19 protein-coding genes are annotated in these 24,653 nt (G+C 63.4%); 14 read left to right on the top strand and 5 right to left on the bottom strand.

The features are described 5' to 3' along the window. The first annotated feature begins 10 nt into the window (after positions 1-10). From J0909_RS06150 to J0909_RS06175, 6 genes are read left to right on the top strand one after another with little or no spacing between them, the layout of a single operon-like run. Positions 11-2,614, top strand: a complete 2,604-nt coding sequence (locus tag J0909_RS06150; RefSeq protein WP_207261342.1) for a PEP/pyruvate-binding domain-containing protein — start codon at positions 11-13, stop codon at positions 2,612-2,614. Continuing rightward, positions 2,611-4,287 carry a sensor histidine kinase gene (locus J0909_RS06155; protein ID WP_207261343.1) on the top strand — a complete coding sequence of 559 codons (1,677 nt, stop codon included), beginning with the start codon at positions 2,611-2,613 and terminating at the stop codon, positions 4,285-4,287. The genes J0909_RS06150 and J0909_RS06155 overlap by 4 nt, the downstream gene beginning before the upstream one ends. After that, a complete protein-coding gene (locus tag J0909_RS06160) occupies positions 4,284-4,682 on the top strand; it encodes a sigma-54-dependent transcriptional regulator (RefSeq protein WP_207261344.1) in 399 nt (132 codons plus the stop codon). The genes J0909_RS06155 and J0909_RS06160 overlap by 4 nt, the downstream gene beginning before the upstream one ends. After that, a complete protein-coding gene (locus J0909_RS06165; RefSeq protein ID WP_286181827.1) occupies positions 4,679-5,596 on the top strand; it encodes a sensor histidine kinase in 918 nt (305 codons plus the stop codon). The genes J0909_RS06160 and J0909_RS06165 overlap by 4 nt, the downstream gene beginning before the upstream one ends. Positions 5,597-5,606: 10 nt before the next feature. Continuing rightward, on the top strand, positions 5,607-6,035 hold the full coding sequence (locus J0909_RS06170) for a response regulator (protein WP_207261345.1): 429 nt from the start codon (positions 5,607-5,609) through the stop codon (positions 6,033-6,035). A 38-nt stretch (positions 6,036-6,073) separates the two neighbouring features. Continuing rightward, positions 6,074-7,600: an ATP-binding protein gene (locus J0909_RS06175; protein WP_207261346.1), complete on the top strand. Its 1,527-nt coding sequence runs from the start codon at positions 6,074-6,076 to the stop codon at positions 7,598-7,600. Between the two features lie 217 nt (positions 7,601-7,817). Here the strand turns inward: J0909_RS06175 and J0909_RS06180 are convergent, their stop codons facing one another. Next, positions 7,818-8,441, bottom strand: coding sequence for a hypothetical protein (locus J0909_RS06180; RefSeq protein WP_207261348.1), 624 nt, complete (start codon positions 8,439-8,441; stop codon positions 7,818-7,820). 613 nt (positions 8,442-9,054) lie between these two features. On the opposite strand from J0909_RS06180, the gene J0909_RS06185 reads away from it, so the two are divergent. Further along, positions 9,055-9,354 carry a hypothetical protein gene (locus tag J0909_RS06185; protein ID WP_207261349.1) on the top strand — a complete coding sequence of 100 codons (300 nt, stop codon included), beginning with the start codon at positions 9,055-9,057 and terminating at the stop codon, positions 9,352-9,354. A gap of 144 nt (positions 9,355-9,498) precedes the next feature. Here J0909_RS06185 and J0909_RS06190 read toward each other — a convergent pair whose 3' ends face one another. Then, a complete protein-coding gene (locus tag J0909_RS06190) occupies positions 9,499-9,813 on the bottom strand; it encodes a TIGR03905 family TSCPD domain-containing protein (RefSeq protein ID WP_207261351.1) in 315 nt (104 codons plus the stop codon). Between the two features lie 726 nt (positions 9,814-10,539). Further along, the gene (locus J0909_RS06195; RefSeq protein WP_207261353.1) at positions 10,540-12,306 is read right to left on the bottom strand and encodes a sigma 54-interacting transcriptional regulator; all 1,767 of its coding nucleotides are present in this window, start codon (positions 12,304-12,306) and stop codon (positions 10,540-10,542) included. A 367-nt stretch (positions 12,307-12,673) separates the two neighbouring features. On the opposite strand from J0909_RS06195, the gene J0909_RS06200 reads away from it, so the two are divergent. The 7 genes from J0909_RS06200 (at position 12,674) to J0909_RS06230 (ending at position 21,213) form a co-directional block, all read left to right on the top strand. Next, positions 12,674-13,213: a TRAP transporter small permease gene (locus J0909_RS06200; RefSeq protein ID WP_207261355.1), complete on the top strand. Its 540-nt coding sequence runs from the start codon at positions 12,674-12,676 to the stop codon at positions 13,211-13,213. Then, positions 13,213-14,496 carry a TRAP transporter large permease gene (locus J0909_RS06205; protein ID WP_207261357.1) on the top strand — a complete coding sequence of 428 codons (1,284 nt, stop codon included), beginning with the start codon at positions 13,213-13,215 and terminating at the stop codon, positions 14,494-14,496. Before J0909_RS06200 ends, J0909_RS06205 begins: the two co-directional genes overlap by 1 nt. Before the next feature lie 26 nt (positions 14,497-14,522). Continuing rightward, positions 14,523-15,557, top strand: a complete 1,035-nt coding sequence (locus J0909_RS06210; protein WP_207261359.1) for a TRAP transporter substrate-binding protein — start codon at positions 14,523-14,525, stop codon at positions 15,555-15,557. A 72-nt stretch (positions 15,558-15,629) separates the two neighbouring features. Next, positions 15,630-16,919: a threonine synthase gene (gene thrC / locus J0909_RS06215; RefSeq protein ID WP_207261361.1), complete on the top strand. Its 1,290-nt coding sequence runs from the start codon at positions 15,630-15,632 to the stop codon at positions 16,917-16,919. A 13-nt stretch (positions 16,920-16,932) separates the two neighbouring features. Further along, positions 16,933-18,399: a pyridoxal-phosphate dependent enzyme gene (locus J0909_RS06220; protein WP_207261363.1), complete on the top strand. Its 1,467-nt coding sequence runs from the start codon at positions 16,933-16,935 to the stop codon at positions 18,397-18,399. Positions 18,400-18,409: 10 nt separating this feature from the next. Then, complete coding sequence (locus J0909_RS06225) at positions 18,410-19,603, top strand: YgeY family selenium metabolism-linked hydrolase (protein ID WP_207261365.1); 1,194 nt, start codon at positions 18,410-18,412, stop codon at positions 19,601-19,603. A 20-nt stretch (positions 19,604-19,623) separates the two neighbouring features. Then, a complete protein-coding gene (locus tag J0909_RS06230; RefSeq protein ID WP_207261366.1) occupies positions 19,624-21,213 on the top strand; it encodes an N-acyl-D-amino-acid deacylase family protein in 1,590 nt (529 codons plus the stop codon). Between the two features lie 352 nt (positions 21,214-21,565). Here J0909_RS06230 and J0909_RS06235 read toward each other — a convergent pair whose 3' ends face one another. Next, positions 21,566-23,554: a monovalent cation:proton antiporter family protein gene (locus tag J0909_RS06235; protein ID WP_207261368.1), complete on the bottom strand. Its 1,989-nt coding sequence runs from the start codon at positions 23,552-23,554 to the stop codon at positions 21,566-21,568. 309 nt (positions 23,555-23,863) lie between these two features. After that, positions 23,864-24,592 carry a FadR/GntR family transcriptional regulator gene (locus tag J0909_RS06240; protein WP_207261371.1) on the bottom strand — a complete coding sequence of 243 codons (729 nt, stop codon included), beginning with the start codon at positions 24,590-24,592 and terminating at the stop codon, positions 23,864-23,866. Between the last annotated feature and the right edge of the window lie 61 nt (positions 24,593-24,653).

The following is a 24,653-nucleotide window of genomic DNA, read 5'->3' on the forward strand; positions in this document are numbered from 1 at the left end:
GAGGTTCGCCATGAAGACCGCGCTTAAGACCCTGTTCCACTTCATCCACGGCAATCCTGAGGGAAAGCGTGAAGCGGTTGACAAGTTCCTCAACAAATCTGAAGACTTCCGACTTCTGCTCTCGGCCAACGGCAAGGCCCTGGAGCTCATGGCGGAGATGACGGACGCGGCCCGGTCGGGCCAGCCTTCCGGGATCACCCGGGTACGGGCCTACAGCGTCATGGTCGCCTCCAGCGTCCGCCAGATGATCGAACGCCTCTGCCGCATGGCCCCGGGCAAATACGACGGCTTGCGCGAGGCCTTCAACGAGATCGTCCGAAACATGGACCAAGCCTTTTCCGGACCGGCCAAGGGCCCTCTTGGGCCGCCGGTGTTGCGCATGCGCGACGTGCGCGCCATCGACCTGCCCGAGACCGGCTCCAAGGTGGCCATGCTTGGCGAGATCCGGGCCGAACTCGGCGCGATAGTGCCGCGCGGCTTCGCCATCACGGCCTCGGCTTTCCGACTGTTCATGCAGACCACCGGGCTGGATGACGAGATCAACAGACTGATCCAGATCCACGACGGAACCACCCTGGAGGAGTTGAGCGACCTGGCGGCCAGCATCCGCCAAGCCATCGACCTGGCTCCCATGCCCCGCGAACTGGAGGAGGCCGTGCGCGAACAGTGCGCCCGCCTGGGCGACATCCGTTTCGCCGTGCGCTCCAGCGCGCTGGGCGAGGACTCGGAACAGACCGGGTTCGCCGGGCAGTTCGTCTCCAAGCTCGGGGTCAAGCCTCCCCAGGTGACCGACGCCTACCGCGCGGTCATAGCGAGCATGTATTCGGCAACGGCCATCACCTACGTGCGCAACCGGGGGCTACGCGAGGACGAGATGGTCATGGCCGTCGGCTGCATGGAGATGGTAGACGCCGTGGCGGGCGGGGTAATCTACACCCGGCCGCCCGTGGGCGGGGGCTTGGACAAGGTCATCATCAATGCCGTGCCCGGCCTGCCCTGCGCCGTGGTGGACGGCAGTTCCCTGGCCGATTCCTGGACCGTGGACCGCGAGACCGGCAAGATCGTCACCCGGGACATCGCCGAAAAGGAAATCCGTTTTGTCCTGACCTCGGGCGGCCAGGTGCGCAAAGAAAAGCTTTACGGCGGCAGAGAGCTGGCCCCAGCCATCTCGGATCACGACGCCGAGCGGCTGGCCGCCCTGGCCCTGCGCATAGAAGCCCACTTCGGCCATCCCCAGGACATCGAGTGGGCCCGCGACCGCGAGGGACTGCTCGTCATTCTACAGTGCCGCCCCCTGACCATCTGCGAGGAGCCGGCCGAGCTCCCGGCCACGGACGAGGAAAGCCGAAGCCTGGCCATCCTCTCCGGCTGCATCCCGGCCAGCCCGGGCGCGGCCGCGGGCTACGTGGTCAAGGTGGAGACGGACGAGGACATGTTCCGCTTCCCGGACGGCGCGGTCCTGCTGGCCCGCAATGCCCGGCCGCAACTGTCCGCCCTGCTGCCCCGGGCCGCAGCCCTGGTGGCCGAGTTCGGCAGTTCCGTAGGCCATCTGGCCAACGTAGCCAGGGAGTACGGCATCCCCGCGCTCATCGGCGCGCCCGGCGCGGTGGAACGGCTCTCCGGCGTGGGAGTGATCACGGTCAACGGAAACAACGGGACCATCTATCTGGGACGGCGCAAGCGGATGATCGAGCGGGAGGCCCGCCCGACGGCCCGGATGCGCACCACGGACGTGGGTCTGGCCCTGGAACGGGTCCTCACATTCATCACCCCGCTCCACTTGACCGACCCCGAATCCCCGGACTTCCGGCCCGACGGATGCCGGTCCATGCACGACATCACCCGATTCTGCCATGAGAAGGCGGTCTCCGAGATGTTCACCCAGGACGAACGCCCCGTGGCGGGCGCGCGCAGACTGACCGGACAACAGGCCATGCAGTACTGGCTGGTGGATATCGGCGGCGGTACTTCGGGCACGGACCAGGCCGGGGGCGAATCCCGCCGGAACATCACCATCGGCGACGTCCGGTCGAGCCCCATGCGCGCCCTGTGGTACGGCATGATGGCCGTGCCCTGGGAAGGGCCGCCCGCGCCGACCATGGACGGATTCATGTCGGTCATGACCAGCGCGGCCCAGAATCCGGCTCTGGCGGCGGGCGTGCGCAACGACATGGGCGAACGCAACTACTTCATCGTGGGCGGCCATTACTGCAACCTGCAATCCAGGTTCGGCTTCCACTTCTGCACCATAGAGGGGTTCGCGGGCGACGACCCCAACGTCAATTACGCCCTGTTCCAATTCAAGGGAGGCGGGGCAAGCATGGACCGCCGCCAAATGCGCTCGCGCCTGGTGGCGGAAGTCCTGGAAAAGCGCGGGTTCATCGTTGAAATACGCGATGACGCCTTGTTCGCGCGCTTGGAAGGCGTCAGCCGCCAGGCCGTGGAACAAGCCATGGCAATGCTCGGCTACCTGCTCATGCACACCCGGCAGATCGACATGTCCATGGCCGCCCCGGCCATGGTCGTCCACTACCGCGACAAGTTCGAAGCGGACATCGAGGAACTGCTGGAAGGACTGCCCGGCGAACTGCGGGAAGCGGGGTGCACGGCATGAGTTCCAGCACCTACTCCAGGCTCAAGTGGTACCTGGTGTTGATCACCCTGGTTTTCTCCCTGATCCCGCTTTTTGCCCTGGGATACGTAATCCACTACGAATTCCGACAGACCTATGAGGAAAAGCTGACCGACAACCTGCGGCTCATGGTCTCCAACCGGCGGGACGCCATCTCCATGTTCCTCAACGAACGGGTGGTCCAGCTCCAAATGTTGGCCGACATCCACTCGTTCGCCGAGATGTCGAACCAGGCCTACCTGAACAAGGTCTTCGACGCCATCCACGGGACGTCCAGCTCCTTCTTCGACATCGGCGTCATTGGCCAAAACGGCAGCCACGAGGCCTACTGCGGTCCGTTCGATCTCATGGAGGTCAACTACCGTGACGAGCCGTGGTTCCACCAAGCCATGCTCAAGGGGCTGTACATCAGCGACGTGTTCATGGGTTTCCGCAACTTCCCGCACTTCATCATCGCGGTAAAGCGGCAGGAAGCGGGCCGGACCTGGATTCTGCGCGCGACCATCGACTCCGAGATCTTCACCTCGCTGGTGCGCAACGTGCGCACCGGCAAGCAGGGCGACGCCTACATCGTCAACGACCAGGACGTGCTCCAGACCCCGGCGCGTTTCGGCGGCAAGGCCCTGACCAAGGTCAACCTGCCCGTGCATCCGCAAGGCGAAGGCGTGGAAATCCAGTCCTGGCGACGGGATGACGTCCCGGTCATCGCCGGGATCACGCCTCTGCCCAACACCAACTGGCGGCTGGTCATCATGGAGAACCCCGAAGAGGAACTCTCCCCCCTGATGCGAACCAGTTCGCTCATCTACGCCCTGTTCGGGGCCTGCGCCCTGATGATCTTCGTCGGGGCCTATGTAACCGTATCTGCGGCCGTATCCCGGCTGCGGGCCTCGGACCGCCAGCGCGCGGCCATGGACGCGGCGGTCATGCAGTCGAGCAAGATGGCCTCCCTGGGCAAATTGGCCGCCGGCGTGGCCCACGAAGTAAACAATCCCCTGTCCATCATCCGGGAAAGCGCGGGCTGGATCAGGGACATCATCAATGACGGCGAGTTGGGCGACAGCCCGGCCGTGGACGAACTCCAGGAGGCGGTCTCGGACATCGACCGCCATGTGGAGCGGGCCCGGACCGTGACCCACCGCATGCTCGGCTTCGCCCGGCGCATGGAGCCCCTCCAGGAGGACGTGGACCTGAACATGCTCGTCAACCAGACCGCCTCTTTCCTGGAGAACGAGACCCGGCACCGGAACATCGAGGTCGTTACCGAGCTGGACCCGGATCTGCCGCTGATCACCACCGACGCCAACCAGGTACAACAGGTCATCCTGAACCTCCTGGAGAATGCCATCGACGCCATCGACCGCGACGGCCAGATATCGGTGGTCACCCGGACCGCCGACAACGGGGTGGTCCTGAACATCGCCGACAGCGGGCCGGGCATCCCCAAGGAGAACCTGTCCAAGGTCTTCGATCCCTTCTTCACCACCAAGCCCACCGGCGAGGGGACCGGATTGGGCCTGTCCATCGTCTACAGCACCATGAACAAGCTGGGCGGGAGCATAAGGGTCAACAGCGAACCCGGGCAGGGCACGACCTTCACCCTCCGCCTGCCCCTCGCCGGCCCGAAATTAACCGGCGGCAAGGAGGAAGCATGAACCAGATCCGCGTACTCGTGGTTGATGACGAACCCGATTTCCTGAAGCTCATCCAGCGGAGACTGACCAAGCGCAACGTGCACGTGGACACCGTGATCAACGGGGAGGACGCCCTGGCCTTCCTCCGCGACAACCCGGTGGATGTGGTCATACTCGACGTGCGCATGCCCGGCATGTCCGGCATCGACACCCTCAAGGAGATCCGCAAGCGGTTTCGCGACACCGAAGTCATCATGCTCACCGGGCACGGCTCCCTCCAATCCGGCATCGAGGGCATCAGTCTCGGGGCCTACGACTACATCCTCAAGCCGTTCTCCATCGACAACCTGCTCGGGCGCATCCGAGCGGCCAACGAACACGCCAAGCTGCGCATCCAGAGACGGGGACAACTATGAGCCTGACTTATGCGCGACGGGTGATCATGCTCGGCCGCTCGGCGTATCCCGTTTCCTGCCTGGCCGTGGGCGCGGCCGCATGGTTCCACGGGCGAACCGGGGACGCGATGGCCCTGGCCGCGGCCCTGGCCATCGCCTGCGGTATGTGGCTGCTGCTCTTCGCCTCGTCCCGCTGGCTGGACCAGGCCCAGGCCGAACGGGTCGAAATGGGCGACCAGCTCATCCAGTCCCAGCGCGTCCTGGCCCTGGGCGAACTGTCCACCGGCATCGCCCACGAGATCAACAACCCCCTGAACATCATCCTTCAGGAAGCCGAACTCATGCGCTACAACCTGGCCTCGGCCCCGTCCCCCGAGGCCCTGGACGAGGCCCGCTCCAGCCTGGACGTCATTTACGCCCAGGTCTCGCGCTGCTCGGACATTACCCACAAGCTCCTGGACTTGGCCCGCAAACGCAAGCCCGTGTCCCAGCCCGCCGACATCAACCAATTGGTGGAGGACATGCTCGAACTGGTGGAACGCGAGTCGGCCCCCCGGCAGATACGCATCCACCGGCACCTCAGCCCCGACCTGCCCTCCGTGCCCTCGGACCCGCCGCTGCTGCGCCAGGTGATCCTCAACCTGCTGATCAACGCGGTCCAGGCCGTGGACCGGAACGGCGACATCTTCATTACCACTCACCGCGAGGGCAACATGGCCTGCACCGAAATCCGGGACACCGGGCCGGGCATCTCCAAGGAGAATCTGAAGCGCATATTCAATCCGTTTTTCACCACCAAGGCGCCGGGCGAGGGCACCGGGCTCGGCCTTTCCGTCAGCCTGCGAATCATCAACGAACTGGGCGGGGATATCCTGGTGAACTCCGCCCCCGGCAAGGGAGCCACGTTCACCGTGCGCATTCCCATCAAACGCTAAGAGGTGTATAATGACTCACAAGGCGAGAATCCTCGTGGTCGATGACGAAGACCGGTTCCGGCAATCCCTGTGCCGCCTGTTGCGCGCGGAGGGCTATACCGTGGACGCGGCCGCGAACGGGCTGGACGCCCTGAACAAACTGGCCACGAACGAATTCGACGTGGTATTGCTGGACATGAAGATGCCCGGCATGTCGGGTTCGGAGACCTTCAATGAAATCCAGCTCCAGGGTTTCGACGTGGAGACCGTCTGCCTGACCGGCCACACCTCCATCAGCGACGCCATGAAGCTGCTGCACAACGGGGTCTTCGACTACCTGCTCAAGCCCGCCTCCATGCCGGAAATCGTCGGAACCGTACAGCGGGCCATGGAACGCAAACTGCTGCGCCATGGCCAGATCGGCATGTCGGAACTGATAGACGGCTCGGGGGCGCGCTAGACGCGCCGGGCCCGGTTGAAGAACCCGGGAGGACGTTCATGGACGACTTCGCATACGAAAACCTCGGCATCTGCTACTGGAACGGCACCCTCGGTCCGTTCAACGTGGGCGTGGTGGGCACCGGCTCCATGCTCCAGGTCCTGCTCGACATCATCTACAACGAGGCCTTCCGCGAATTCCTGCCCGAGATGTGCCTGGCGGCCATCAGCGACACCGGCCCGGGCGTGACTCTGCCCGAAGACTGTGAAACCTGCCCCGTCTACCCGACCTACCGGGAGATGCTCGACGCCCACCCGGAGATCAACCTGGTGGTGGAAATCACCGGCGACCGGAGTATCGCGGCCCGGCTGCGGCACGAACTGGGCGAGTCCATCTCGCTCATCGACCATCGGGAACTGATCTTTTTGTGCGGGCTGCACGACATGGCCGTGGTCAAGGGCCACTATATGAACAGCCTGGACCATCAACGCACCCTGATCCAGTCCATCATCGACGAAATCCGCGAGGACATATTCCTCCTGGACAAGAGCGGCACCATTCAGGACCTGAACCGCACGGTCTGGCAGCGCGCGGGCGTGCCGCGCAAGGAACTGCTCGGCAAACAGTGCTGGGAGGCCGCGCGGCTACGCGACGGCTCGCCGTTCTGCAGCCAACTGGACCCGGCCTGTCCCTTCCACAAGACGCTGTTGAGCGGCCGCAAGGAAGAGGCCATGGTCACCAGGGTCAACGGCAGCGGCCTGCTCCAGTACTATCGCCTCTACGCCTACCCCATCTTCGACATGCGCGGGCACATGTCCCACATCATGGTCATGCACCGCGACATCACCGAGCGCACCCAGCGCGAAAAATACCAGCAGCAACAGGACAAGCTCGCCATCATCGGCGAGATATCCACCTACCTGGCCCACGAAATCCGCAATCCGCTCTACGCCGTGGGCGGCTTCGCCAACGCCCTGTTGCGCTCGCCCAAGCTGGACGAGCAGGAACGCGAAAAGGTCCAGATCATCGTGGAGGAGACCCGGCGCCTGGACAAGCTGCTGACCAACATGCTCAATTTCGTACGCCCCACCCCGGGCCCCGGCGCGGCCGTGGATATGGTGGCCGTGTGCCACGACGTGGCCGAACTCATGGACGTGGGGTACGGCCGCCAGGGCTACAACATCCTGGTCCGGCCCGACGAGCACATGCCCGCCGTGCAGGGGGACGCCGATGCCCTCAAGCAGTGCCTGGTGAACATCCTCAAGAACTCCATCGAGGCCATGCCCGGCGGCGGCGAAATCTTCATCGACCTGACCATGGACGAAGGCGATGTGGTCGTGCGCATCATCGACACGGGCACGGGCATGAGCGAGACCGAACTGGACCGCGCCTTCAACCCCTTCTACTCGACCAAGGCCGACGGCAACGGCCTGGGGCTGGCCCTGATCAAAAAGATCATCGAGGAAACCGGGGGCAGCGTGAGCCTGGCCAGCCGTCCCCACAAGGGAACAACCGTGACCCTGCGCCTCCAACCGGCCGTGGACGTGGACCATCCGCCCCTGCCCGCGCCGGAAGACGATAGTTGAACCCCTCCCATCAACCACCCCAAGCAGCGACCCCCCGCACCTCACGGCGCGGGGGGTCCAAACATTCGACCGCCGGGCGTGAACGCAGAATGAACCCGCGGGCCGACGCGGCCGCCCGTCGTTCCCCATAACAGCTAAGACCCCGCGCACTATTGGTGCGCGGGGCCAGCCCTGCGGGGCTTGCGGATGCCCCTGACGGGAAGAGGAGTGCCCGGATTTACTCCGGAGACTTGGGAGAAGGTGTGGTGTGTTGGGGGGAGGGGAAAGCGGGGCCGATGTGCTCCGGACCGCCCTGAGCCAGTTCGCGCCGGACCTCGTCGAGGTCGATGATGCGCGGAGCCACCAGGGTAAACCCGGCGGCATCGCACCAGTCGTGGCTGGTGGCGAACTCGTTGGCGTACCGGATCTCGTCCAAAATGTAGTAACCCTCTTCGCCCATGATACGGTCCCATTGGTGGACCATGAACTCAAACTTGGAGGGGTCGTACTCGGAGACATCGCTCCACTTCCAAGAGAACTTGCAAATTTCGTTATCGAAGCCGAGCACGCAGAGGTACTTGGCGCGGCTGTCCAAGAACATGCGACGGCGTATCTGCAGGGGGTGAGCTATGATGCGGCCATAGTCGAACTCCACGGGCTTGCCGTCCACCGTGACCTGGATGTTGCACATGTCGTCGATGCGCATCCCCCACGTGGCGGTATTGCCCTTGCGCCACCATTCCAGGGCCTTCATGGAATAGACTTCGGATCCGTACTTCTGAATGGTGCGGGCCGTCTTCTCGGAAACCGGATGCAGTGCAAGGTCACAGGAATGACCATGTGCGCTAAAAACTATTTCCATTATCCTTACTCCTTGTTGGGTGGTCGCGTTTCTTGATTCCAAACTTTGCATAGGGCATGCCGCCAGGGGCTAAATCAAAATATTTTTTTCACTTGATTGATTTTATTAGATAAATATTTTTTCTCATTCAGCAAAAAACGACATATTGCCAGATCTCGATCGTGCTGGCGCGATATTGCAATATGTCTGCAGCGACCTTGCGCGTCTTGGAGGTATTTTTGCGAATCTAAACGAGGGAGGATGCGGGACGGGATGTGGACGCGGACAAAGGCGAAAGGAAGGCTGCCCGCAAAAGTCCGCTTGATCGGGAAATAGCGCGTTGACAGCCCGTTCCCGGGAACAGTCAAACGCTCAAAGAAATACGTGCGGGGGCCACCGTGGTCCGCATTGCGGATCAGGAGAAATTGCGCGGCGTCGAAGCCATGCCGCCGGACCCGTTGGACGGATTCCGCTACGCGGTATCCCGGACCGTGGCCCAAAATGATCCGCTCATCGAGACCATTGAGGACCGGCCCACGCCCGTTTACGTCTCGCGCTACGCCCGGGTAAACGCGCTTCTAAACGAAACGGCCCCGGGCAGTTCCGGTACAGAGAGAAACGCGAAGCGCAGGCCATGGCCCGGGCCGCAAGCCCGATACTGGCCAAGGCGAACAACCGTTCCTTCCTGCCGTATAAGGCCGTGGCCGCCGGAATCGGCTGGCAAGGCAAGAGCCTGCTCACGGTCGGCCCGGAATACGGTCCGCGCATCCGTCTGGTCACGGTCCTGACCGGCGAGGAGCTGACCCCGGACACGCCCGCCAGGAACCGTTGCGGAGGCAGCACCAACGGCACGGACGCCGACAGGCCGGAGCCATCCGGAACGTGCCCACCGACTCGCACCTCGCGGCAATGGACAAGGCCTTGCGTTCCGTAGCGCTGCGTGCATCACGTGCGCGAGATCAACGCAGAAATGGAGCACATCGGCTCGTCCATTTACGGCCTACGCCTCCGGGACTGCCCCTGGGGCGGGAAAAAACGAATTCCGGCGGCCTGATCGGCGACGCGGCGGGGAACCCCGCTATGAATCGCGGCCGCCCAACAGGGCGACGCAAAGTTGATCCGCACAGGAAGTGTTTTTCTTCCCGCAGGTGATGCCCTTCAGCTTATCCACCACTTCCTCCACCTTCATGCCCTCCACCAGGGCGGCCATGGCCTTGAGGTTGCCATCGCAACCGCCGGTGAACTGAAGGCGGGTCAAGCGGCCGTTCTCGACCTTGTAGCGGATCAACTTGGAACAGACGTTTTCGGGCTTGAAGACTTCGCGGTCGTCGGACTGGGCGGCGGCCATGCCGAAAGAGGAAAGCGGAGAGAATTCGGTAATATTGGATTTCATGACTGGATGTGAATGAGGTTGACGTTGGGGCAACGGATTTCCGCTGTCCGGGCCCGTCCCTGTGAAGGGGGGGCGGTGAAGCGCGCCCCGGAGCGGGGCGGTCCCGGCCGGGAAAGACATCCCGGCGCGCTCACGGTTTGACGGCAAGGGAGGCAACATACCCCCCGGAGGCATGTTGCGCAAGGAGAAATCCAAGCCCGGCCGCCCTCCCCACAGACGCAATCGACACATACTTGTCGGCCATGACATCAATCCGACAACACCCCGAAATTACTAGCACAGCCTACGTAAAGCCATCTGATATCAAGCGGTTGTTCAATATCACCAGCAAGCCCTCCTTCACCTTGTTCTCAAAAGGATGCAAACGGCGCCCCCTCTGAAAGCCGCACCGAGCAACGGCAATGGGCCACGGCGGGTTCAGCCCCTGCCACAGCTAAGCGGGCGGCCACTTTTTATTGTGGCCCCGGCGGCCAGAGGGGAAACTTTTGGGGTGCCTTCGCCAAAGGCGGGCGGACGCGAAGGGGCGTGCGTTCTTTTAAGGAACTATCCTCTTAACTCCCTAGGAGAAAAACCAGGCGTTGAAAGCCGCTTCGCGGCGAAAATCAAAATGATTTCGCCTCCGGCGGGCAAGGACTCGCGCCCTTGCATCCCGTTTTGCGCCTTCGGCGCGATCTTTTTTCCTTCACGCGGCTTTTCGCCTACGGAAAGGGGATGGAGGGCCGGAGGTTACTCCAACCCATACTTCTTGATTTTGCGGTAGAGGGTGGCGATGCCGATGCCCAGTTTTTGAGCCACGCGTTCCTTGGCGGCCTTGGTGCCGGTTTCATCGCCAAAGGCCTTGAGAGCCTGTTGGATGAGGGTGCGTTCCATGGTTTCAAGGTTGTAATCGGCATATTCGGACTCCCGCACGCCGGAGCGGACCTTGATGGGCAGGGTCTCGCGGGTGACCACGGCCGGGGAATCAACCACATTGGCTACGTATTCGATGGAATTTTGCAATTCACGGACGTTGCCGGGCCAATCGTATTCGCTGACCGCCGACCAGAAGGATTCCTTGATAGTCAGGATCTCCTTGTCCAGCCTGCCCATGCTCTGTTCGAGGAACACCTTGGAAAGCAAATGGATATCGCGCGGCCGTTCGCGCAGGGGCGGAATGTGGATGGGAATGACGTTGAGACGGTAGTAGAGGTCCTCGCGAAAGGTGCCGTTGTGGACCATCTCTTCGAGATTGCGGTTGGTGGCCGAGACCACGCGCACGTCAATGGCCGTGGGCTGAGTGGAACCGAGCCGGGAGACCTCCCGCTGCTCCAGGGCCCGCAGAAGCTTGGCCTGGAGGTGCAGGGGCATGTCGCCGATCTCGTCGAGAAACAGGGTACCGCCGTTGGCCTGCTCAAAACGGCCCATCTTGCCCTTGGGGTTGGCCCCGGTAAAGGCCCCGCCCACGTAGCCGAAAAGCTCACTTTCGAGCAGGGTTTCGGGGATGGCCCCGCAGTTGATGGCCACGAACGGGCCTTCGCGGCGACCGCCCTCCTCGTTCAGGGCCCGGGCCACGAGTTCCTTGCCGGTGCCGGATTCGCCAGTGACCAGGACGGAGGAATTGGAGTCCGCAAACCGGGCCACCTGCTCCTTGAGGGTGACGATGACCTCGGAGGTGCCGAGAATGGCGTCCAGGCCCAGGCGTTCGTGGGAAGAGGCCAGGCGCAGGGCGTCGTCATGCATGAGCTGGGCATCGCGAAACATGAACATGCAGGCGCTTTCGCCGTGCTCAAGGCGGTACTCGTTCCCGGCCACATTGTGAGAGCGGCCCAGGAGGTTGACGGTGTACTCGGTGTATTGCAGCAGACGGTTTTCACCGCGCATGAGCCGTACGGAAATGGCGTCCTGCCCTTCGAAGGGGAAGTCGAGAATCTGCTGTGCGGCCTTGTTGGACCGGACGATGCGTCCGTCCCCGGAGAGCAGGAGCACGCCTTCGTCCACCTTGTCCACCACGGTTTCGAGCAATTGGCCGAGAGCCTTGCTCCGGGCGTACGCCATGGACTCGACCACCTTGGAAGCGAGAATGTCGGCCATCTGGGCCAGGAAATCGAAAAACACCTCGAAATTGTCCTGAATGTGGTCCTTCTGCTCCGCAGTGAAACAGACGAAACCGATGACCCCGACCACGGTGCCCTGGTACAGGATAGGCGTGCTCATCTCGAAGGTCTCGTCGCAGGAATGCCAATTGGGGCAGTCGGCGCAGAACTCGGAGAAGCCGGGCTCGCGGATGACCAAGGGCCGTCCGGTCTTGAGCACCTGGCGGTACACGCCGCTGGCCGAGGACATCTGCTTGCCCACCAGGGAGGCGAACCGCCCCGTGCCGGCCACGCGGTAGAGATCGCCGTCCACGATCTCCACATCCACCCGGAGCACCCGCGAGATGACCGCCGCGTATTGGGACGCGGCTCCACTGATGTCCCACAGATTCCGGGGCACGCTCTCCACGTTCACTTCCATTGTCAGAACCGCTCCAATGGGGCCTTCCCCGTATCAAAACGATACCGCCTTTGCGGCGCACCCATTGGCGAAGAGGCGCAACAACCCGGCATCGTGTCGTTTTAGTCCGGCGGCAACAAGAACCGGCCGCTAGTATCAAAATGAAAACACCTATGACATAATCGTAATCTCAAAACCGTTCAAGTGCTTTCAAGCGGCACACTCCGCGAGAACCAGCTCAAAATTATATAAGTAACCTATTAATATTTTAACTACTTTTTAAAAAATACCAAAACGGCAAAAAAAATCACACCAGCCAAAATCATGGCACGCTATCTGCTTCATAGAGACATCCTCGAATGGGGACATCACTTCAACCCATCACATTATGCAAACACACAAAACACCCCCCTTCCTCAATCTGGGCATCGCCGTGGAACGGTTCGCCTTCCAGCTGAACCACGTCCTGGAACGGATCTGCGCCCTCCTGGTGGCCGCCATGATCTGCGTGGTCTGGTTCGGCATCGTCGAACGCTACGCTCTGGCCCTGGGAGCCACCTGGAGCGAGGAGCTGGCCCGCTACATCATGATCTGGGCCGCGCTCCTGGCCGTGCCCTGCTGCGCCTACCGGCGCGAGCACATCGGCCTGGACCTGGTCTTTTCCCGGCTCCCGCTGGACTGGCAACCGCCCGCACGCATGTTCCTCGACCTGCTCGGCCTGTGCTTCTTCCTGTTCCTGGCCTACTACGGCATAACCATGGCCAAGTCCGGCGCACACCAGTACGCCACCATCTTCGGCATGACCATGTTCCTGCCCTTCACCGCCGTACCGATCACCGCCGGACTGACGGTCTTCCAGATCGCGGCGGTCATGATCCGCGACGCCGCCGGGGTCACTCCCCTGTTCGTCGGGAAGGGGGCCGCCTGATGCTTACCGTCGCCATCGTCTTTTTCGGCCTGCTGCTCATCGGCGTGCCCATCGGCTTCGTACTGGGCATCGCCGGCGTCATCGGCCTGGTCCAGGTGGGCGGGGACAACTTCCTGGTCATGGCCCCCAAACGGTTCTTCGAGGGGCTCAACCTGTTCACTTTCATGGCCATGCCCTTCTTTATCCTGGCGGGCGAGATAATGAACCGCGTCGGCATGACCCAGCGTATCGCCAATCTGGCCGACGCCCTGGTCGGCTACCTGCGCGGCGGCCTGGCCCACTCGAACATGCTCGCCTCGGTGCTGTTCGCAGGCATGACCGGCGCGGCCGTGTCGGACACCGCCGCCTTCGGCAACACCCTGGTCCCGGCCATGGTCAAGCAGGGCTATACCCGGCCCTTCGCCTGCGCGGTCACCGCCGCCGGGTCGATCATCGGCCCGACCATCCCGCCGTCCAACCTGATGGTCATCTACGGCTCGCTGGCGGGCGTATCCATCGCCGGACTGTTCGCGGCGGGCATCCTGCCCGGCCTGCTCATCTGCCTGGTGTGCATGGCACTCATCGTGGCGATGGGGCGCAAGCTCGGCCTGCCCAAGAAGGAGGGCTGCCCGTCCCTGCGGGAAATTCTCTGTGCCTTCAAGGGCTCCCTGCTGGCCCTGATCATGCCCGCCATCATCCTCGGCGGCATCCTCGGCGGCATCGTCACCCCCACCGAAGCGGCGGCCATCGCGGTCTTCTATGCCCTATTCGTCGGACTGGTTATCCACCGCACCCTGACCTTCAACGACATCGTGGAGATGCTCGTCCGCACGGCCCGGATCACCGGCGTGGTATTCCTGATCATCGCCTCGGCCTCCATCCTGAGCTGGTGGATGACCTTCATGCAGATCCCGCAGCAGATCGCGGACGCCTTCCTGTCCCTGTCCACCACTCCGTGGATGATCAAGGCCATGATCCTGCTCATGCTCCTGGTCATCGGCATGTTCATGGACATCAACGCGGCGCTGATAATCCTGACGCCCATGCTCGGCACCCTGACCCAGGCCATCGGCATGAACCCGGTGCACGCGGGCGTGATGATCGTCCTGACCCTGAACATATCGCTCATGACCCCGCCCGTGGGGGCCTGCATATTCGTGCTCTCCTCGGTCACGGGGGAGCGCATCGAGCGCATCAGCGCCGCCCTGTGGCCGTTCATACTCGTGGAGGTGGCCGTACTCATCCTGACCACCTTCTGGACGGACCTGGCCATGTTTTTCCCCAAACTTCTGCTCGACATGTAGCGGAACAAACCATGAGAGAGGATTGTATGAGAATTGGTAAGAAATTGACTGTGCTGCTCGCCGTGGCGGCCTTGCTGCTCTGTTCGGCCCAGGGGGTCCTGGCCGCCAAGGTCATCAAGATGCACCACCTGAACAAGAACGGCGCCTTCGACAACCCGTCCGGCGCGGCCGCCGTGGTCTTCAAGAACCTGGTGGAGTCCGGCACCAACGGCGAGGTCCAGGTCCAGATCTTCCCCAGCGGCCAGCTCGGCAAGGACGCCGAAGTGGTCCAGCAGGTCAAGGACGGCATCATCCAGCTCGGCGTGCACTCCGTGGGCGCCGTGGGCAGCGTCTACCCCATGATCTCCGTGCTCGACGTGCCTTTCGCCTTCCCCAACCACGCCGTGGCCTACGAGGTCTTCGACGGTCCCTTCGGCAAGAGGCTGGGTGACGACATCACCGCCAAGACCGGCATGAAGTGCCTCGGCTTTTCCGACTCCGGCGGATTCTTCCAGTTCACCAACTCCAGGCGGCCGATCAAGACCCTGGAGGATATGAAGGGCTTGAAAATCCGTACCATGGGCCTGGACACCCACAAAATGCTCGTCTCCAGCCTGGGCGGCCAGCCCGTGTCCATCGCCTGGTCCGAGGTTTACACCTCCCTTCAGACCGGCGTGGCCGACGGCCAGATGAACCCGGTGCCTATCGTCGAGTTCGCCAAGTTGTACGAGGTCCAGAAATACCTGACCATTTCCAACCACCTGTTCGCGCCCCACGTCTGGCTGATGAACAAGGCCTTCTACGACTCCTTGACTCCGGCCGAGCGCACCGTGGTGGAGAGCGCCGCCAAGACAGCCATCGTGGTCTCCCGGGGCATCGCCAACGCCATCGAGGCATCCGACAGGGGCCTGCCCTTCCTGTCCGCCAAGATGGAGATCTACACCCTGCCCGAGGCCGAGAAGGAGCGTTTCCGCGCCGCTTCCCAGCCGATCGTCAAGAAATACCTCGAAGAGCATTTCGGCGACGAGGGCAAGGCCATGCTGAACGCCTTCCTGAAAGCCATCGAAGAGGCCTCCAAGTAACCCAGTACAAGGCTTGAACGCCGGGCGGCGGACCTTCCGTCGCCCGGCCGCTCAACACCACACACGAAAACAATGAATACGACACCCCGGCCCGACCACGTCACAGGGATGCGCTGCACCCTCTGCGGAAAGACCTATCTCCCCGGCGAGGTGGACTACGTCTGCCCCGACCACGGCAACGAAGGCATCCTGGACATCGAATACGACTACGACGCCATCGGGCGACGGATTTCCCCACACAGCCTGGCTCGGGACAAGACATGCAGCCAGTGGCGCTACCGCCCGCTCCTGCCGGTCCTGCCGGAGACCCCCGCGCCGTCCGCCGTCGTGGGCTGGACGCCGCTCTACGAGAACCCGCGCCTGGCCGCCGCCGTCGGTCTCGACACCCTGTTCATCAAGGACGACTCCCGCCAGCCCACCGGCTCCCTCAAAGACCGGGCCAGCGCCCTGGCCGTAATGAAGGCCCGGGAGGCCGGGGCGGACATGATCACCACGGCCTCCACCGGCAACGCGGCCGCCGCCCTGGCGGGCATGTGCGCGGCCGACGGCATGCGCTGCACCATATTTGTGCCCCGCTCGGCCCCACGGGCCAAGGTGGCCCAGCTTCTGGCTTACGGAGCGCGGGTCTTCCTGGTGGACGGCAGTTACGACGATGCCTTCGAGCTGTGCCTCGCGGCCGCCGCCGAATACGGCTGGTACAACCGCAACACCGGCTTCAATCCCTACATGGCCGAAGGCAAAAAGACTGCGGCCTACGAAATCTGCGAGCAGCTGGACTGGCAATGCCCGGACGCGGTCTTCGTGGGCGTGGGCGACGGCTGCATCATTTCCGGTTTGCACAAAGGATTTCTGGACATGTACCGGCTGGGCTGGATCGACCGTCTGCCCCGGCTCATGGGTGTGCAGGCCGAGGGCAGCGACTTCCTGTACCGTTGCTGGGAGGCCGGGGCCGATCCCGTGAGCTTTCCGGCCATCCGGGCCCATACCGTGGCCGACAGCATTTCCGCGGGCCTGCCCCGCGACCGCAAGAAGGCGCTGAAGGGCGTCGCCGACACGGACGGGGCATTCCTGCGCGTGGCCGACCAAGCCATCCTCTCGGCCATCCCCGAGCTGGCCCGGGCCACCGGGGTATTCGCCGAACCCGCCGGGGCCTCGCCCCTGGCCGGACTACACGCGGCCATGGCCCAGGGACTGGTCCGCCGCGATACGACCTGCGTGCTGCTGGTCACCGGCTCGGGCCTCAAGGATGTGGACGCGACCATCAAGGCCTGCGGTGCCGAGCCCCCGATCATCTCCCCGACCATGGGGGCCCTCCGGGATGTCCTCGGCAAGATCGAACGAAACCAAAATCATAAAAGATAAAGGACGGACAACCATGCTTGACCTGACCATCAACCCGCAGGGCCTGGATAGCGCCGTGGCCTGCGCGCGAGAGAAGGATATCATCATCCCCACCCTGGAGCAGATGTGCCACCCGGAGAAGATCCCGGCGCCCATCAAGGAGAAACTCGGTTCCGTGGGACTGTGGGACCTCAACCCCTTGAACCTGTTCCGCATCACCTGGAAAAACGAGCCCGCCGCGAGCGGCGGCAAGTACGCGGGTGTGAACCACATTGAATTGCCCCCGTCCCTGACCGGGGTTCCCGCGCGCATCGTCCTGCTGGTGGGCAAGTGGTTCCCCACCGGGGCGCACAAAGTCGGCGCGGCCTTCGGCTGCCTGGCCCCGCGTCTGGTCACCGGCCAGTTCGACCCACGCAGGCAAAAGGCCGTCTGGCCTTCCACCGGCAACTACTGCCGGGGCGGGGCCTATGACTCCAACCTGCTCGGCTGCGAGTCCATCGCCATCCTGCCCGAGGGCATGAGCCGGGAGCGTTTCGACTGGCTGTCCAAGGTGGCGGGCGAGACCATCAAGACCCCGGGCTCCGAGTCCAACGTCAAGGAGATCTTCGACAAGTGCTGGGAGCTGCGCAATTCCGGCGACGACATCATGATCTTCAACCAGTTCGACGACATGGGCAACTACCTGTGGCACTACACCGTGACCGGCCGGGCCATGGCCGAGCTGGTCGAATCCCTGACCGACGACGCGGACAAGCGCTTCAGGGGCGTAGTCCTGTCCACGGGCTCCGGCGGCACGCTGGCCGGCGGCGACTATCTCAAGCAGCGGTTCGCCCGCGTCAAGGTGGCCGCTTGCGAGGCGTTGCAGTGCCCGACCCTGCTGAACAACGGATTCGGCGCGCACCGCATCGAGGGCATCGGCGACAAGCATGTGCCCTGGGTGCACAATGTGCGCAACACGGACATGGTCATCGCCGTGGACGACGAGGTGCCCATGAACCTCATCCGCCTGTTCAACGAGCCTGCGGGCATCGAGGCCCTCAAGGATAACGGAGTCCCCGCCGCGATCGCCGAGAACCTGCATCTGCTCGGCATCTCCTCGGTGGCCAACATGATCTCGGCCGTCAAGTTCGCCAAGTACTACGAGCTGGGCGCGAACGACGTGGTCCTGACCGTGGCCACGGACTCCATGGAAATGTACCAGAGCCGCCTGGCCGAACTGACCGCTGAACGGGGCGAATACAACGCCGGGGATGCCGCCTACTCCCGGGGCGTGTTGGCCTCCACAACCACCGACAACATGGAAGAGCTCGGCTACTACGACCGCAAGCGCATCCACAACCTCAAGTATTACACCTGGATCGAGCAGCAGGGCATGGACTTTGCGGACATCCAGGCCCAATGGTACGACGAACATTACTGGGAAAGCGTCCAGAAACTCGCCCCCGAGGTGGACCGGCTGATCAACGAATTCAACGCCAAGACCGGCCTGCTTGAAGGCTAGGAGGGCGACCATGCCGAACAAGGAAAAGTACTGCAACCTGAGCGTGGCCTTGTGCCAGGAGCTTATCTCCCTGCCCAGCCTCTCCGGCCAGGAGGCCGACGTGGCCAAGGCCTTGACCGCCGCCATGGAGGCCAACGGCTTCCACAAGGTCACCGTGGACCGCTACGGCAACGTCCTGGGCCGCATCAAGGGCGACAAACCCGGCCCGTGCGTCCTGTTCGACGGGCACATGGACGTGGTCCCCGTGCCCGATCCGGCCGCCTGGACCCATGCGCCCTTCGGCGGCGACATCAAGGACGGCAAGGTCTGGGGCCGAGGCTCCTCGGACATGAAGGGCGCCCTGGCCTCCATGGTCGGGGCCGCCGCATGGTTCGCCAAGGAGACCAAGGGCAGATTCGCGGGCGAAGTCTGCGTGGCGGGGGTGGTCCACGAGGAACTCTTCGAGGGCATCGCCGCGCGGGAGATATCCCAGGCGGTCAAGCCGGACTTCGTCATCATCGGCGAGGCCTCCGAACTGAACCTCAAGATCGGGCAGAGAGGCCGCGCCGAGATCGTGGTCGAGACCATGGGCGTGCCCGCGCACTCGGCCAACCCGGACAAGGGTGTCAACGCCGTGCACCTGATGACCGACCTGATCCGCGAGATCGACCGCATCGAGGCCCCGGAGCAGCCGGTCCTGGGCAAGGGCATCTGCGTGCTCACGGACATCAAGTCCACGCCTTACCCGGGCTCGTCCGTGGTCCCCAGCGGCTGCCGCGCGACCTATGACCGCCGTCTGCTGGTGGGCGAGACCCCGGAATCCGTCCTGGCCCCCATCAACGAAGCCATCCGGCGGCTGGCCGAGGGCAATCCGGACTTCAAGGCCAAGGCCTGCTTCGCCAAGGGCCGCGAAACCTGCTACACCGACGTGCACATCCAGGGCGAGCGTTTCTTCCCGGGCTGGCTGTTCGACCCCGAAGCCCCGTTTGTGACCGCCGTCCTGGCCGGGCTCAGGGACGCCGGGCTCGATCCCGGGCTGTCCCATTACTCCTTCTGCACCAACGGCTCCCACTACGCGGGCGAAGCGGGCATCCGCACCCTGGGCTACGGCCCGTCGCGCGAAAACCTGGCCCACACCATCGACGAGCACGTCGAAGTGGACCAACTGCACAAGGTCACCGTGGGCTACAAGGCCATCATCGAGGCCCTGCTCGCTTGCGAATAGCCGCCGGGAGGAACCATCTCATGAGCATCCGCATGGAAAACGCCCGCATCATCGACGGCACCGGCTCGCCCGCCGCGCCGGGCGGCGTACGCGTCGAGGACGGAATCATCACCTACGTGGGCCCAAACCCGCCCGAGGCGGAACAAACCATTGATGCCGGGGGGCGCGTGGTCTGCCCCGGCTTTATCGACACCCACTCCCACTCCGATCTGGTGGTCATGGAGGACCCGTTCATCTGGCCCAAGATACGCCAGGGCGTGACCACGGAAATCCTGGGCCAGGACGGCATATCCATGGCCCCCCTGCCCCTGTGCCACGTCCCTGCCTGGCGCAAGAACCTGGGCGGCCTGGAAGGCGAGTCCGACACCCTGGACTGGGCCTGGAAGACCACCGAAGGCTACCTCGGGCGACTCGAACAATCCGGCGTGGGCGCCAATGTCTGCTATCTGGCCCCCCACGGAAATGTGCGCATGGAGGCCATGGGCCTGGACGACCGCCGGGCCGGTCCCGGCGATCTGACCCGGCTCAAGGCCGTGCTCCGGCGCGAATTGGAGGCCGGGGCCTTCGGCTTGTCCACCGGGCTCATCTACCCGCCCTGCACCTATGCCGACCGGGCCGAGATGGAGGCGCTTTGCTCCGTGGCCGCCGGATTCGGCCGCCCGCTGGTCATCCACCAGCGCAGCGAGGCGGACACCATCCTCGAATCCATGGCCGAAGTGCTCGACATCGCCCGGCACACCGGGGTGCATGCGCACTTCTCCCATTTCAAGATCTGCGGCAAGAACAACGCCGACAAGTTCGACCGGGTGCTCGGCCTGCTCGACCAGGCCGCCGACGAGGGGCTCACGGTCACCATAGACCAATACCCCTACGTGGCGGGCTCGACCATGCTCGGGGCCATCCTGCCCCCCTGGGCCCACGCGGGCGGCACGGACAAGCTCCTGGAACGCCTCGCCGACGAAGAGGCCCGCGCCCGCATGCTCCGCGACATCCGCCAGGGTATCGACGGCTGGGACAACTTCGTGGACTTTGCGGGCGTGGACGGCATCTTCGTCACCAGCGTGCGCACCGCAGCCAACGCCGACGCCGTCGGTAAAACCCTGGTCCAGCTCGGCGGGATGCGCGGCAAGCCGCCGCTGGAAGCCGCCCTCGACCTCCTGCTCCAGGAGGAAAACGCCGTGGGCATGGTCGATTTCTACGGCCTGGAGGAGCACGTCAAGGCGTTCATGGCCCGCCCGGAAATGAATGTCTGCACCGACGGCCTACTCGGCGGCACGCCCCACCCGCGCACCTACGGGGCCTTCCCCCGCGTGCTCGGCAAATACGTACGCGAGGAACGGGTCATGCCGCTCGAAACGGCGGTCCGCAAGATGACCGGCAAGCCTGCGGAAACATTCCACATCAACAAACGCGGTCTGCTCAGGCCCGGCTACCACGCCGACATCGTGCTCTTCGACCCCGCCACCGTGCGCGACAAGGGCACCTACACCGAACCACGCCAACACCCCGTCGGCATAGACCTGGTCATGATCAACGGAGCCGTCGTCCATGGCCCCGGCGCCCCGGACACCCCCGCCCCGTCCGGCCGCGTGCTGCGATTGGGCCGGTAGAAAGGCCTCCGGCGGCCGGGGGAAGGGGAGGAAAAACCCTTTGGAAAGGGGTCGTTCCTCCCCTTCCCCCGGGCCCCATCCTCTCCTTTTCCCAAACGGTATACGCGCTTCGCGAGTGCGGGAGAGCGCCCTTTGCCGTGCGTCTTTGTCGGACGAAGTAGGGTCTGAAGACTGATCCGTAGAGATAGCGCCCATACAGGTGCTTGGCCCCCGCGAAGCGACGCTGACAAGTTTTGGAGAATCCTGGCGAGGTCTGGGGCAGCGCTCTGGCCGCTCGCTGCCGTCCGCATCCGTAAGGCTCAAAGACTCACCGATGGTCGGAGGCTCGGAGACGCCCGCCCGGCGGGGGCTCCTACGCCACGCAGTCGACGGAGGGACCGGCTTCGGTGCGGGAAAGGAGGCAGAAGCGGGAACGGTCTTCGTCGTTGCCGATGAAGGCCACGAGGTCGCCGGGTTCAAGACGATAGGCGGCGTCGGGATTGGTCTTGAGCCGCCCGTCGCGGACCACGCCGACCACGGATGCGCCCGTGGTCTTGCGGATATTGCTTTCGCCGATGGATTTCCCGGCCAGGGGACTGCTCGGGGCCACCTTGATCCATTGCAGGTCGAACTGTTGTTCCGCCCCCCGAAACTGGACGAGTTCGCGGTATTCATCGGAGGAGTTGGCCAGCACGGAGTAAAACTCCTGGCGGATGCGGTCCGTGTGCCGTTGAATGTCCACAGGCGACTTGTGCAGCCGAAGCAGGGACTGGCGGGACATCTCCAGGCTGGCCTCAAGTTCCGGAAGCACGGCCTCGTTCGCGCCCAGTTCCTTCATGTCGTGGAGGTGCTCCCGGGTGGTGGATCGGGCGATGATGTCCAGGTCCGGATAATCCTGCCGGACGTGCTGGAGAATTGTCCGGATGGTCACCAGGTCGGGCACGGTGACGATGAGCTGGGCGGCATCGCGCAGTCCGGCGGCTTCAAGCACGATCTCCTGGCTGGCGTCGCCGTAGACCGCCGGAATGCCCGCCTTCTTGGCCTGCTCGAAGCGGCGATGATCCAACTCCACGACCACGTGGGTCTGGTCGAAGCGTTTGAGGACCTGGGCTATCTGGAGCCCCACCCGGCCCGCGCCGAGGATGATCACGTGGCCGCTCAGGCCGTTCCTGGGCATGTTCGAGGATTCGAGGGGCTCATGGGAAAACCAGCGCTTGCGCAGGGCGTAGAGCCGGGCGGTCTGGCCGGAGACGATCGGGGTCAGGACCATGGAGAGGATGGTCACGGTCATGATCATGGAATACAGTTCGCGGGGGATGGACCCGGTGGACAGGCCCAGCCGGGCCAGAACGAAAGAGAACTCGCCGACTTGGAACAGGCCGAGCCCCACGGCCAGGGGCACGACATTGCGGTAGCGGAATATCTTGGCGACCACGGCGAAGATGAGCCCCTTGCCGACGCAGATCACGGCCAGCAACCAGAATATCTGCTTGAAGTGCTCCACAAGGTACATGGGATTGAAAAGCATGCCCACCGAAGAAAAGAAGAGCAGCCCGAAAATATCGCGCAGGGGGATGATGTCCGACAGGGCTTGGTGGCCGAAGTCCGATTCGGACAGGACCATGCCCGCCACGAAAGCGCCGAAGGCGAAAGACAGACCGGCCAGGTAGGTCAGATATCCCACGCCCAGGCCGATGGCCGCGATGGCCAGCAGAAAGAGTTCGCGCGAGCCGAGCCGGGCGATGCGGGCCATGAGCCAGGGCAGCAGCCGGGTGCCCAGCAGGATCATGGCGGCCAGAAATACGGCGGCCTTGACCAGGGCGAAGCCGAGCTTGGGCAGGCCGACCACCGGATCGTTCAGCTCGGGCAGGACGATCATCATGGGCACCACGGCCAGATCCTGGACGATGAGCATGCCGATCATGACCTTGGAGGACAACGTCCCGAGCCAGCCCTGGTTCATCAGCGTCTTGAGGAGGACCATGGTGCTCGAAAAGGAGGCCAGCGCCCCCAGCCACAGGGAGGACTTCCAGTCGAAGCCCATGACCTGGCCCACGGCGTACCCCATGGCCATGGTCAGGAGCATCTGGATCGGGGTGCCGATGAGGGCCACGTACTTGACCGGCTTGAGGTCCTTGAAGGAGAACTCCAACCCCAGGGCGAACAGGAGGAGCGCGATGCCGATCTCGGCCAGCAGCTCGATCTCATGGGTTCCGGATATGGTCAGCCCGCCGGTGTACGGGCCGAGAAGCACCCCGGCCAGGATGTAGCCGAGGATGATCGGTTGCTTCATGCGCTGGGCCGCCAGCCCGCAGAAGAAGGCGACGACGATGATGAGGATGATGTCCGTGGCCAGGCCCATGTCAGGTTCACCTTGCGTGTTTGTCGGATTGTGTACGGCCGTTGAACCGGCCCCGCCCCTGGAACGGGAACTCCCCTTCCCACGGCGCGAGGGTTTACCATAATGGGTATCATGACGGGAATCCAGACGAAAAGAAGGCTTGCTCGCCAAGCGTGCAACCCTTCTTTTTTATTGATCTTCGCCCCGAAAACAGCCGGGATACGCAACTCCGGCTCCTGGCGGGCGGGTTGCGGTCCGGGACTGTTTGCTTTGCGCCGGGACTCCGGGGGCGGGGCCTTCTCCGGATAGGGTCCGCCTTCTTGAACGCGCCTACAATTCGATCTTGTGGTCCACGATTTTCTGGAGGATTTTTTTGCAGGTCTTAAAATCCTTTTCCTTTATCGCCCGGTAGATGCCATAATGCCGCCGATCATCGATCGTATCGTCGTCGCGTTGCTTCCAGTTCTCAATGCGCTTGCGCAGGATGATGATCAGGTAGCGATAGATAATGTCCTTGGCCACCGTGTAGGCGTTGAAATACAGCTCGTTATGGGAAAATTCGCAAATAGTGCTGTGGAACTTCAGGTCCGTCCTGGCGAGTTCCGCCAGATTTTCCTCGCTGTAGTTTCCCTTCAGCACGGCGCATTGCCGGGAGTATTCACGGCAGATGCGTTCGAGTTCGCCGACCTCCGCCTCGGTCGCTTTCTGGATGGCCAACCGGCAACATTCGGTCTCTATGAGCTTTCGGAAATCGGCAACGTCGTCAAGCAGTTCCGGGCGGCTGAAAAAAATCGAAACCTCGCCGAGGTACTGGCTCATGTCGAATTTCTTCACGTAGGTACCGTCGCCGATCTTGGTTTCCAGCACGCCGAGAGTGTTGAGCTTCTGCAGCGCCAGACGAACCGACAGCCGGTTCACGCCAAAGGTCTTGGCCAGGGCCTGTTCGGAAGGCAACCTGTCGCCGACGGCCCAATCCCCGCGGATGATCGCATTTTTTATCTGTTCGTAAACCAGCTGGTATATGGTGGGCTTTTGTATTTTATCCGCTATAAAATCCATACGATACCTCCGCGGCGCCTCGGCCGTTTGCCAGGCGTCTGCCGCCCTTCACAAGAAAAAA

The sequence above is a fragment of the Desulfovibrio sp. Huiquan2017 genome (genome assembly GCF_017351175.1).
Lineage (GTDB): Bacteria > Desulfobacterota > Desulfovibrionia > Desulfovibrionales > Desulfovibrionaceae > Pseudodesulfovibrio.